We start from the raw sequence: 12,249 nt of genomic DNA on the forward strand, positions 1-12,249 counted from the left end.
AGATACTAGTTATTATGTAAAGCTAACTCTTTTTTCAGATACTCACCTGTATAGCTTCCTGTTTTTTCATACTCATCTGCTAGTGTTTCTGGTGAGCCTTGCGCAATAATAAGTCCTCCGCCAGAACCACCTTCAGGTCCCATGTCTATTACCCAGTCAGCATTTTTTATCATGTCTAGATTATGTTCAATTATTAGTACACTGTTTCCAAGTTCAACAAACTGATGCAATACATCTGTAAGTCTATCTACATCTGCAAAGTGAAGTCCCGTCGTAGGTTCATCCAAAATATAGAGAGTCTGTCCTGTGTCTTTACGGCTCAACTCTTTACTTAGTTTAATTCTTTGAGCTTCACCACCTGAGAGTGTAACAGCATTTTGACCAAGCGAGATATAACCAAGTCCAACATCTACAAGAGTTTTCATTTTTTGGTGTATTTTAGGAATAGGTTTAAAGAACTCAAAAGCTTCATCCACACTCATATTTAACACATCAGATATAGTCTTGCCTTTATAAAATACTTCTAAAGTCTGTTGGTTATACCTTGTACCATGACATGTATCACACTTCACCATGATGTCTGGCAAAAAGTGCATCTCTATTTTGATTTGACCCTCACCTTGACACTTCTCACATCTTCCGCCCTTAACATTAAAACTAAACCTTGACGTTGTATATCCTCGTATTTGTGACTCTTTTGTTTTAGAAAACAGATCTCTAATTTCATCCATTACACCAGTATATGTTGCCGGATTACTTCTTGGAGTCCTCCCTATTGGGCTTTGATCAAGATATATAACCTTGTCTACATGTTGAAGTCCGGTTATCTCTACACCTGCTACTTTTTTTACTTTTCGTGCATGATTAAGAAGCTCTCTTGCAGTAGGGAGAAGTGTTTGAAGCATAAGTGAACTTTTTCCACTTCCACTCACACCTGTAATACATACAAAGTTATTAAGTGGTATTTTTGCACTTAAATTCTCAATATTATTGATAGTGACATTTTTTATCTCTATATATTTATCTTGTTCGCGTCTGTAAAAGTACTCTATCTTTTTTCTACCATAAAGATAATCAGCAGTAAGTGTTTTAGCTTTTTTTAGCTTATCTAATGTACCGCTAAACACAACCTCTCCACCAAACTTCCCTGCCCCACTACCTATGTCAACTATAAAGTCGGCATTTTCAATAGTCTCTTTGTCATGCTCAACTACAATAACGCTGTTGCCTTTCTCTTGAAGACTTCTGAGAGTACGAATTAGCTTTAGAGTGTCTCTCTCGTGAAGACCAATACTTGGTTCATCTAAAACATATAAAACACCTGTTAATCCACTGCCGATTTGTGAAGCTATACGAATTCTTTGAGCCTCGCCGCCACTAATAGTTCTAGCATCCCGACCTAGAGTAATATAAGCGAGTCCAACATCAAACAAAAAGTAAAGTCTCTCTCTTATCTCATTTAAAATAGGTGCTGCTACTTGCGTATCTTGAGTGTTCATATGGGTAAAGTTCTCTTTGTTATTAAACCATTCGTATGTTTTTCCTATAGGCATATCCAAAAGCTCTGCTATCCCTTTATCTGCAACTCTGACAGCCAGTGATTCTCTCTTAAGTCTGTGTGAGTCACAAATATTACAAACTTTTTCGCTCATATAGTCTGCTAATTCTTTCTCATCTTTAAACATGTCATATGCAATTCTAATAATTCCAGGCCAGACTCTTTTCACTTCATGATTTTTCCAAAGAAATGGAACTTCTTCTATACCACCATGTAAAATAGCTTTCTTCTGGTGCTCTGGTAATTCAGAGTAAGCAATTTTAATATCTATCTTGTTTGCCGCACAAAATCCCTTTAAAAATGTAAAATAGTATCCTTTGTTAAAGCCATATACTATTTTAACCGCACCTTTTTCTACACATAAGTCACTATCTATAATTTTTTCATGGTCAAGTGCATAACGAAGTCCAAGTCCATCACATTCAGGGCAAGCGCCCTTAGGTGAATTAAACGAGAAAGAGAGAGGCTCTAGCGGTTCAAAGCTTATCTTACAATCAAAACAAGCATTGTGCTCACTATAGTGAATTTGTTGCGCTTGTATACCTAACTCTTTATGGTTTAATATATCTATCTCTAACTCACCATAACTCTCTTTTAAAGCTTTTTCAACATCTGCTGCTATACGCTCTTTGTTTTCAGGCTTTACTACAACTCTGTCTATAACAACTTTAATGGTATGTTTTTTAGTTTTACTAAGTTCTATATCTTCATCTAGCCTAACCATAACACCATCTATCATTGCCCTTACATAACCTTTATGAACAAGGGATTCCAACATGTCTGCATAAGAGCCTTTTTTCTCATTTACAAGCGGAGCTAAAAGGACCAACTTTGCACCCTCAGGGAGCTTTGCAACTTCACTAATTATATCTGATGCACTCATTTGTGAAATTACTTTTTTACACTTATGACAGTGCTGAACTCCAACACGTGCATATAAAAGTCTAAAGTAATCATAAATTTCTGTTATTGTTCCAACAGTTGAACGAGGATTTTTAGAAGTAGTTTTTTGATCAATTGCTATGGCAGGGGTCAAGCCCTCTATTTTGTCAACATCCGGTTTTCCAACACGGTCAAGAAACTGTCTTGCATAAGAAGAGAGTGACTCCATATATCGTCTTTGTCCCTCTGCATACAGAGTGTCAAAAGCTAAAGTAGATTTACCGCTTCCACTTAGACCTGTAAAAACAACTAATTCATTTTTTGGGATTGTTAAGTTTATATTTTTTAAATTATTTTCTCTTGCACCAGTTATCGTAATTACATCTTTTTTAGCCATTTATAAAAATCCTATTTATTAAATATATCACTACAAAAAGGTAAAACCCAACTAAAAGTTTTTTTTGCAGCTCTGAATTTACTCTATCTTTTAAAACTATTCCTACATATACACCAAATAGTGATGCTAATCCAACAATAAGTCCACTCTCAAAATCTACATGTTTACTTAACGATTGAGAAATCAATCCTGCTACTGATGAGAAAACAACAAAAAAAAGCCCAGCTGAAATAGCTTTTTTTAATTCTACATGTAGAAATCCCACCAAGATTGGAACAAGCATAATACTTCCGCCAACACCAATAGCCATACTAACAGCACCCAATACAAAGCCAATTATAAATAGTAGAACTCTGTTTAATTCTTTTTGCGGCATATTTTGCACTGTTTTAAAAAATAGCCTGAGAAGTGCAAAAATTGCAAAAGCCAAGAAAATAATTTCTAAAGTTTTATCATCAAAACTTGAAGTTATTTTTCCACTAAGTAGTGCTCCAAAAAAGCCGCCAGACCCAATCACAATAACCATAGGCACATCAAGTGTACCTTTTTTATTGTTTAAGTAACTACCATACACAGAACTAAAAACCATCTGCACAACCGATATGCCTATCGCAGATTTGGTACTATAGCCTAATAGCAGTAACAGAGGAACTAAAATAGTTCCACCACCAATACCAAAAAAGCCGGATAAAGTACCAACACCAATACCTAAAAAAATTAATTCAATCATATATTAAAACTTTTTGGGAATTATACTCAACATACACTTTAGAGTAGTTTTATGTAAGATTATACACTATTGTTTAATTTTATTTTGAGATTCAATAAAGTATAATGACTGCAATTAAGGGATTATATAAAATGTTAAAAACGATTATACAAGCTTCGGAAAATTTTTGTATCCATCAAGTAAGGGAGCCTTATGAAATACATAACAACATTATTAAAACGAGAACACTTATTGCTTATATAGACATAGAAGCTTCAAATAATGTAATGTATAGGGTTTATCTAGCCATATCACCTAGTTTTGCTCAAAGAATATCTACACTTATGATAGAAGAAGATGAGAGTGATGAGAACACTCTAATAGATATGACTTTAGAAACTGCAAATTTGATTGTTGGCAGTGCTAAAGTCCTTGCTGAAGAATCAGGAAAAAACCAATTCAACATCAGTGTTCCTCATTTTGAAAAACTTGATGTATTTGACTTTGAGTATGATTATGCAAAAGTCGTTAAGATACAAAAAGATGAGATGATCATTGCAATTAAGGAACTAAATTGAGCAAAAACAAAAATCGCAATCCATATGGAGAGAAACCAGCAGTATATAATCCAGAAGAAGAGTTGTCATGGATGAATTATGGCGGTCTTTTAGACATGGAAGTGGAGTTTGTATCAATTTTAGGTGAAACAGAACTAACAGTTGGAGAAGTTCTAAAGTTAACAAAAGGTTCTCTTATTGATTTAAAAAAACCAGCAGGTGAAAGTGTTGAATCTTATGTCAATGGGCGTATCTTAGGCAAAGGTGAAGTAATGGTTTATGAAAAAAACCTAGCTATTCGTATAAATGAAATTTTAGATTCAAGTGCTGTTTTATATCACCTGTCAAAAGAGAAGCTATGAATAAACTTTTTCTTATTTTTTTACTTCCCCTCTCCTTATATAGCTCAAAAATTTTAAGTTACAATATTTATGAAAGAACAGACAGAGTAGATGTTATGATAACGTTTGATACACCATATGATGGAATAATAAAGCAAAGTATTGGCAAATCAACAATTACTATTAAACTTGAAGACGCAACGATAGAGTCAAGAAAATTAAAACAACTATCTTCAGACTATATAAGATCTTTAAGCATAACACCAATGGAAGGATATACCAAAATAGTTGCATCGGTTCCTTCATCTGTAATTATAAAAGCTTCAAAAACATCTGATGCTTATGGACTAAGACTTAGATTTACGACTAAAGCAGAAGTAATAAAAAAATCTTCAACTACAACTAAAGCCGAAAACTTACCATTTGGTTCACTTCCAACAAAAAAAGATACTGGCATGTCTAAAAGTTACTTTATTGTTACTGCAATACTAATACTTGGAATTATCATACTACTGTTTATTAAAAACAAAGTTGCTCCAAAGAATAGTAAGCAAAAACAAACTTCATCTTGGTTGTTTAAAGAGAATTTAGAATCTCAAAATGAGATTTCTCAGCACTCAGATGATGTTAGCATAAGGTTTCAAAGTTCAATAGATAAAGAAAACAGTGTTGTAATGCTTGATTTTGGTGAACAGAGTTACCTTGTTCTAATGGGTAAAAGCAATGTACTTCTTGATAAGTTCAAAGAGAATAAACCTGTTACTCAAGATGATTTTGATACTATTTTACAAAACAGACATAAAGAACTTGATGATTTTCTGCATTCAAATGATGGAGCTAATAGTGCAATAGCAAAAGAACCGCTTCAAGCATATAAAGAGAGAGCAGCTTCTATAGCTTACGAGGCTTAGGAATCTCTTTCAAATCGCTCTCTTAAAAGCTTTTTTATTGTTTTAATATTTGAATTATTTAATTTATATTCATCATTCATCATTTTATCTATATGATAAACTTCCGTAACTGTTATCCCATAAGGGTCTTTTTTTTCTTTAACAACTTTATTATCATCAAAAGAGTACAAATATAAGTTTTTACGAGTAAGTTGCACATAAAATGTAACTACTATCTCATTAGTATGTTTCTTCTCAATTGCTACAACTACTCTTTGAGTATCACTATACTTTGAATCTAAACCTAATTCATCTCTAACATCAATAGCATTAATAAAGCCTACATAAAACTTATTATACAAATCGAGGTATCTTTGAGTATTTACACTCATTAAAAAGTTCATATCAATTATATGTTTAGCATGGCTTCTTATGCTTTTAGTAATCCAGGACATTGTGTTATAGTATCTAAATTGATAGTTCCTTAGTGAATGAGCTTCTATCATCTTTAGTGAATTTACTTTTTGCTTTGGTAATAGCTCTCTTGGATGCTTGTCCACAATATAGTCAAGTACATTTTGAGCTGAGAACTCCTCTGTAACCCAAACTTTACAATAATCAGGAAATTGCTTAATGCCAGTAGCACCAGCATTTAAAATGATTAGAGCTTTTATATCATAATCTGGGAATATTATTTCCAAAAGAGCTTTTTTCTTTCTAAGCCTTTTTCTTAATTTTAACACAGATTTCACAAGTGTCATCTCTACAAAATATAACTCTTTGTCTTTCGTAACAAGCATAGCATCAAATTCACTAATCTCTCTGCTTTTTGTTCTATAAACAATCTGTTGCTTTTCACTTATAGAGAGGGTATTTGCATATGCTTTAAATTTATTTTGATGAAAACCTTTTAATATAAACTTATCTATATATTGGTTTTCTTGAGCATATCTTAATAGCTTTTCATATATAAAATTTTCAAATACTTCGCCCTCAAAAGAGCGGTAGGAGCTTAAGAATAGTGGATCTTCTCTGTCCATCCCTTTTTCTATAAGAGAAAGAAGATGCTTAACATTGTACTCATAGTGGAATAAATTATCACCTATATCTCTATCGTCTAATACTTTTATTGAATTACTTATCTCTAACATATATTAATCATCAAGTTAACAACTCACTATTTTTAAAAAAGTCATCTATTACAGCGCGATATTCTTCTATATTGCTAATACTATTTACGCTGTTTCTAAGTGCTGATGCACCTCTATAACCTTTAGAGTAAGTATGGGTATGCTTTCTAAACATTGCAACACCATATGAATCATAAAACTCTATCATTTTGTCAAAGTGCTCCATGATTATATCATGCTTAATATTTTTGTCAATATCCTTAGTTCCTGTTCGAAGTTGATGAAAAATCCAAGGAGCACCAACAGCACCACGTCCAATCATAATTCCATCAACTCCAGTGTGATCTAAAACCCATTTTGCTTTGTCGAATGAGTCTATATCTCCATTTGCAATCACTGGAATATTAACAGCTCTTTTTATCTCCGCTATTGCATCATAATCAACAGCAGACTTAAATTTTCCAGCCCTTGTTCTACCATGAACAGCTAAAAAGTCAGCCCCACTATCTTCAACCATTTTCGCAATCTCTATATGATTTTTTTCTTCAAAGCCAAGTCTAATTTTTACACTTGTTAAGCTTTTATTTGACGTTTCTTTTATAGTTTTTATTATATCACCCATAAGTGGCAAGTTTAAAAGCAATGAACTTCCACTTCCATGCCCAACCACCTTTGGAACAGGGCATCCGCAGTTTAAATCAATGATATCAATTCCATCATACTCATTTAAAATCTCTACTGCCTGCTTAACTACATCGACATCAGAACCAGAAATTTGAACAGAATAAGGATCTTCTATAGGGGATTTTTCTAACATGTGCAGAGTTTTTTTAGAACCATGAGCTAAAGCATTAGAACTAAGCATTTCACTAACAGTGAGGTCAGCTCCAAATTTTTTAGTAACACTCCTAAAAGGTAGGTCTGTAAATCCAGCAAGTGGAGCTAACACATATATTGGTTTATCAAAGGATAAGTTTTTTAACATTTTAACATTTTGGTATTATAAGAATAGATTAATGTCAAAATATTTACCACACTCTCTTAATGAGCTATACGCTTTGAAATAAGTATAATCATTATCTTGAGAATTATCTAGTATCTCTTGTGCAGGTGCCAACATCTCTAAATCGAATAGGGTATAGAGATATGCCTCCATAATCTTGTCATCTTTAGTACTAAGTGTCTCAAAAAGTATAATTCTTTGATCTGGAACCATTGTTTTTGAAAGTACTTGAGATACTTTCATATAGTCATCTGAAGTTAAATCTAAATTACTAAAGAGAGAAATCAAAGAATCATTAGAAATCTCTAAAGTATTTTCATCAGCATTTACTCTAGATAAAATTACAAATAATGACTCTTTAGTTAATGAACTTTTATACTTTTCTATAGCATTCAATGGTGCATCTTTTACAAAATCAACATAAACTTCTCTACCTAAAGAGTCATCATGTTTACTCATATTACTCAGTATATCTTCGTGTGTCAATTCACCATTTTTATATTTATTTCTAGTATTTTGAATTACAAACTTATTAAATGATGGAAGTGAATATTTTTTAAGTTCCACCGATTCACCACATTTAATTTTATTGATAATAGTAAGAACTTCACTAACCTTACTGTTGTCAATATTGGAATCTAGGCCGCCATTAGGAAGAATAGCTGCATTATCAACAAGTGCCCCCAGAAGCTTGTATCTTTCTGTTTTAAAGCTATGAGAACGGTTTTCTTTACCAAGGTAAGCATCTACAATTGCGTCTACAATTTTTTCATAATCTTTATCATACTTACGAAGTTTAAAACTCCCTAAAAGTGCATAAAATGACATATGTGCAACAGTTGCAATATACAATACAATTAAAGGTACAATAACCAGTATAGCTATAGAAATTGATGGTAATTCAACACCAAACAAGATAATATTGGCACTCTCTTGTGTTATAAAAGCATAAACATACCAACCCACTAAAACAATTAATATAAATGCTGATATTGTGTATCTTTTTATGTACATTAATAAACTCCTATTATCTAGTTTTTTCTACTATTTCCCTACAGTCAATACAGTATATCGCGTGTGGTTTAACCTTCAGTCTTTGAAAGCCTATAGGTTCTTCACACATTTCACATGTTCCATAATCACGAGTTGATATTTTTCCTAATGTTACATTAATCTCTCTTAATTCTTGCTCTTGCTGTCTTACTATCGCGCTCTCTACCATTGAGCTATTGCCTACAGATGCATGATCTGCCTCATCATTTAACTCTAGCGAATTAAGCTGGTCAAGCTCATCATTAAAGCCTGAAATATTTTTCATTATTTGTACTTTTCTACCCTCTAAAATCTCTTTGAAATAATTAAATTCGCTTTCTTGCACTGATATTCCCTTTTATGTTATTTATGATATGGATGGTTACTAAGTATAGAAAAACCTCTATAAATCTGTTCAAGCAAAACTACTTTTGCTATTTTATGACTCATAGTCATATTTCCAAGACTTATTACAGCGTCGCTTTGTTTTAAAAAACTATCCTCAAAGCCGTAAGCACCACCTATAAAAAATTTAATCGCAATTTTACCATCTAATAGCTTACTAAACTCATAACTATCGATTATTTTTCCATCAGGATGTAAACTTACACTAAATCCTTTGTTTATGTGTGGATTCAAAAGCTTTGTATATGCCTGCTTTGAGGCCATTGATGAAATAGTGTGTGCTTTTGTTACATCTTTGTTGAAAAGTTCAATATCTTTAACTTTGGCAAAGCGAGAAATCATTTTAGTAAGCTCTTTGTACAATGGGTCATAAGTTGAATGCTCTTTTTTTGCAATTGAGACTATATCTATATTCACTTTATAAGTCCGCTTCCAATAACATGATAAGTGACATGAAGAAAATCATCATCAGATGTAACGCCTCCAATAGCACCAACTAAATGTTTTGATTTTGAAGCAATCTCATCAAGTCTGCTCCCAAGAACTGTTGAGATACCCTCTTTGGTATTTGTTTCCCTAAAAGCTCCTAAGCCTATATAGTTTAGATCCATATTATTTGCTTGCAAAACCTCTTCTTCATTATGGGTAGATATACCTAATATTTTATCTTCTTTTATAACACTTCTTAAAATTTTAACAGCTTTAAAGACATTCTCATCTATAGCTTTGAGATCTTCTTGTCCTACATGTACACCATCGCAAAACTCAATAAGTTCATAAGAGTCATTTACAATTAAAAATCCGTCATAAATTTTCCTTATTTTAATTAACTGTTGCTTTATAAATGTAATATCTGCATTTTTATTTCTATACTGAATAATCTCTGCTTTTTGATTTCTAGCAAGTTCTACAAATTTTTCTAATGAAAGGCCTTCTCTATCTAGAAGGTCCTGATCGCAAAGTGCATAAAGTCGCATTAAGCAACTTTAAATAGTGCTAGAAGGTCTGAAAGTGTGTTTTTTAAATTATTTCTATTAACTATCATATCAATAGAACCTTTTTCAAGTAAGAACTCTGCTCTTTGAAATCCATCAGGAAGAGCTGAACCGATTGTTTGTTCTATTACTCTCTGTCCTGCAAAACCTACAAGTGCTCCAGGCTCTGCAATAATAATATCTCCAAGTGTTGCAAAAGATGCGCTTACACCACCCATTGTTGGGTCAGTTAAAACAGAAATATATGGTAAGTTGTGCTTTGCTAATTTTGCAAGAGCGGCAGATGTTTTACTCATTTGCAAAAGTGAAAATGTACTCTCTTGCATTCTAGCTCCACCACTAGCACTTAAAATTACAACACCATGTCTTTTATCAATAGCACGCTCTATTGCTCGAACAATTTTTTCACCCTCAACTGAGCCTAATGATCCGCCCATAAAAGCAAAATCAAATATAACAACCTGAACAGGCACGCCATTCATCTTGCACTCACCGCTAACTACTGATGAAGTTTTACCAGTCTTTTTTGTAGCCTCTTCAATTCTCTGTTTATAAGACTTTTTATCTGAAAATTTTAGTGGATCAACAGGTTTTAAATTACTATCAAACTCTATAAATGTGCCCTCGTCTGCTAAAAGTTCAATGCGCTCTTGCACACCTATTCGTATATGATAGCCACACTTTGGACAAACATGTTTTTGTTTTTCAACCTCTTTGTAAAACATTAGAGAGTGACAAGATTTACACTTCACCCAATGAGATGGTGCTTCACTTTTTATTGGCTGTTTTTTTTCTGAGTTAAAAGAGAAAATGCTTAAGAGGTTCAAAATGTATCCTTATATTATAAATAATCGGGATTATATCTAATTTTGACTTTACTTATATAATTTATAGTGATTTTACATTAAAAAGGTAAGCTGTTTTTCTACATGTAGACTATCCACATGTAGAAAAACTATTGTAATTATTTAAGTAAAGATTTTATAATATTTCTTGCAGCTTCACGACCATCATATGCTGCTGTAACAACTAAATCAGCACCTCTATAGCAGTCTCCACCAGCATAGATGCCAGCAGTTGTAGTTTCGTGGGTATCTTCATTTACGATTATTTCACCCCACTTATTTGTATCAATTCCGTTTTCTGCTAAAAAGGCTGGAACTTCTGGATCAAAACCTAATGACATAATTACTATGTCAGCATTAACCCTAAACTCACTACCTTTTAATTCTTCCATTTTTTGACGACCGCTATCATCTTTGACTCCTAAAGTGGTTTTAACAACTTCAACAGATACAGCTTTGCCATCTTCATTTAAAATAATTTCTTTTGGGGATGTTAAAAAAGTAAAATTAACACCCTCTTCCATAGCATTTTTATACTCTTTTTGACTTCCAGGCATATTATGTGCATCACGACGATAAAGACAAGTTACAGATTTTGCACCTTCTCTTTTTGCAGTTCTAAGACAGTCCATAGCTGTATCTCCACCACCAATAACAACAACATCTTTATCTTTAAAATCAAACTTTTTATCATATGGTGTTTTAAAATTCTTCTTTTGAATTGATGTCAAATAATCCATAGCACCATAAACATTAACAGCATTTTCACCTGCTAACGATGCACTTTTAGCCTTTGTTGAACCAACGCCGATAAATATTGTATCATGGGTATTTGCAATATCTTCAAAGGCAATATCTTTTCCAACTTCACAATTTAAAATAAGCTCCATACCTGCTTCTTGTAAAAAATTTACGCGACGATTAACTATTTTTTTGTCTAGTTTAAAGTTAGGAATACCATATGTTAAAAGTCCACCAGCTCTGTCACTTCTCTCATACATAGTAACAGCAATTCCGGAACGTAAAAGATAAGTTGCTGCAGACAATCCAGCAGGACCACTTCCTATCACAGCTACTTTTTTATTCGAGGTAATTCCTGGAAATTCTGGCTTAAAGCCTTGTTTAAATCCCTCTTCTGTTATATGTGTCTCAATTGAACCAATTGTGATAGCTCCATGCCCATCATTCAGCGTACAATCACCTTCACAGAGTCTATCATGTGGACATACTCTACCCATTACTTCTGGAAATGGAGATGGCTCATTTGACAATTTAAATGCAAACTCTAAATCTTTTTCACTAATAGCCTTTAACCACTGAGGAACATAATTATGCAAAGGACATTTATTTAGACAAAATGGGTCTCCACATTGAATACATCTATCACTCTGACTTGCTGCTTCACCACGCTCGAAAACTTCATAAATTTCACTAAAATCTTTTGTTCTCTCAACGACTAATCTTTTTTTGCTTCTATTCTATCAATTGTTAAAAATTCTCTCATG

12 protein-coding genes and 1 pseudogene are annotated in these 12,249 nt (G+C 32.9%); 3 read left to right on the forward strand and 10 right to left on the reverse strand.

Translation table 11 applies throughout. The features are described 5' to 3' along the window. Nucleotides 1-5: 5 nt before the first annotated feature. Both uvrA and HUE87_RS06995 read right to left on the reverse strand, forming a co-directional pair. Entirely contained in the window at nt 6-2,837 is a 2,832-nt protein-coding gene (gene uvrA, locus HUE87_RS06990) for an excinuclease ABC subunit UvrA (RefSeq protein ID WP_194365495.1), read from the reverse strand. After that, on the reverse strand, nt 2,830-3,567 hold the full coding sequence (locus HUE87_RS06995) for a sulfite exporter TauE/SafE family protein (RefSeq protein ID WP_194365496.1): 738 nt from the start codon (nt 3,565-3,567) through the stop codon (nt 2,830-2,832). Before HUE87_RS06995 ends, uvrA begins: the two co-directional genes overlap by 8 nt. 131 nt (nt 3,568-3,698) lie before the next feature. On the opposite strand from HUE87_RS06995, the gene HUE87_RS07000 reads away from it, so the two are divergent. From HUE87_RS07000 to HUE87_RS07010, 3 genes are read left to right on the forward strand one after another with little or no spacing between them, the layout of a single operon-like run. Beyond that, the gene (locus HUE87_RS07000; RefSeq protein WP_194365497.1) at nt 3,699-4,124 is read left to right on the forward strand and encodes a chemotaxis protein CheX; all 426 of its coding nucleotides are present in this window, start codon (nt 3,699-3,701) and stop codon (nt 4,122-4,124) included. Next, the gene (gene fliN / locus HUE87_RS07005) at nt 4,121-4,465 is read left to right on the forward strand and encodes a flagellar motor switch protein FliN (RefSeq protein ID WP_194365498.1); all 345 of its coding nucleotides are present in this window, start codon (nt 4,121-4,123) and stop codon (nt 4,463-4,465) included. Before HUE87_RS07000 ends, fliN begins: the two co-directional genes overlap by 4 nt. Further along, nucleotides 4,462-5,355 carry a hypothetical protein gene (locus HUE87_RS07010; RefSeq protein ID WP_194365499.1) on the forward strand — a complete coding sequence of 298 codons (894 nt, stop codon included), beginning with the start codon at nt 4,462-4,464 and terminating at the stop codon, nt 5,353-5,355. The genes fliN and HUE87_RS07010 overlap by 4 nt, the downstream gene beginning before the upstream one ends. Here HUE87_RS07010 and HUE87_RS07015 read toward each other — a convergent pair. The 8 genes and pseudogenes from HUE87_RS07015 to HUE87_RS07050 form a co-directional block, all read right to left on the reverse strand. Beyond that, complete coding sequence (locus tag HUE87_RS07015; protein ID WP_194365500.1) at nt 5,352-6,485, reverse strand: hypothetical protein; 1,134 nt, start codon at nt 6,483-6,485, stop codon at nt 5,352-5,354. The two genes, HUE87_RS07010 and HUE87_RS07015, sit on opposite strands and share 4 nt — an antisense overlap. A gap of 10 nt (nt 6,486-6,495) precedes the next feature. Next, the gene (dusB, locus tag HUE87_RS07020; protein WP_194365501.1) at nt 6,496-7,449 is read right to left on the reverse strand and encodes a tRNA dihydrouridine synthase DusB; all 954 of its coding nucleotides are present in this window, start codon (nt 7,447-7,449) and stop codon (nt 6,496-6,498) included. Nucleotides 7,450-7,464: 15 nt separating this feature from the next. Next, nucleotides 7,465-8,481 carry a hypothetical protein gene (locus tag HUE87_RS07025; protein ID WP_194365502.1) on the reverse strand — a complete coding sequence of 339 codons (1,017 nt, stop codon included), beginning with the start codon at nt 8,479-8,481 and terminating at the stop codon, nt 7,465-7,467. 13 nt (nt 8,482-8,494) lie between these two features. Then, nucleotides 8,495-8,845 carry an RNA polymerase-binding protein DksA gene (gene dksA, locus HUE87_RS07030; RefSeq protein WP_194365503.1) on the reverse strand — a complete coding sequence of 117 codons (351 nt, stop codon included), beginning with the start codon at nt 8,843-8,845 and terminating at the stop codon, nt 8,495-8,497. Between the two features lie 17 nt (nt 8,846-8,862). Then, entirely contained in the window at nt 8,863-9,321 is a 459-nt protein-coding gene (locus tag HUE87_RS07035; protein WP_194365504.1) for a 23S rRNA (pseudouridine(1915)-N(3))-methyltransferase RlmH, read from the reverse strand. Continuing rightward, nucleotides 9,318-9,881 (reverse strand): thiamine phosphate synthase, encoded by a 564-nt coding sequence (locus HUE87_RS07040; RefSeq protein ID WP_194365505.1) that lies wholly within the window; start codon nt 9,879-9,881, stop codon nt 9,318-9,320. Before HUE87_RS07040 ends, HUE87_RS07035 begins: the two co-directional genes overlap by 4 nt. Next, entirely contained in the window at nt 9,881-10,726 is an 846-nt protein-coding gene (gene accD / locus HUE87_RS07045; RefSeq protein WP_194365506.1) for an acetyl-CoA carboxylase, carboxyltransferase subunit beta, read from the reverse strand. The genes HUE87_RS07040 and accD overlap by 1 nt, the downstream gene beginning before the upstream one ends. Nucleotides 10,727-10,863: 137 nt before the next feature. Beyond that, a pseudogene (locus HUE87_RS07050) lies at nt 10,864-12,248 on the reverse strand (glutamate synthase subunit beta). Nucleotide 12,249: the final 1 nt, after the last annotated feature.

Origin of the sequence: Candidatus Sulfurimonas marisnigri, from assembly GCF_015265475.1 — a bacterium.
In the GTDB taxonomy this organism is placed as follows: domain Bacteria; phylum Campylobacterota; class Campylobacteria; order Campylobacterales; family Sulfurimonadaceae; genus Sulfurimonas; species Sulfurimonas marisnigri.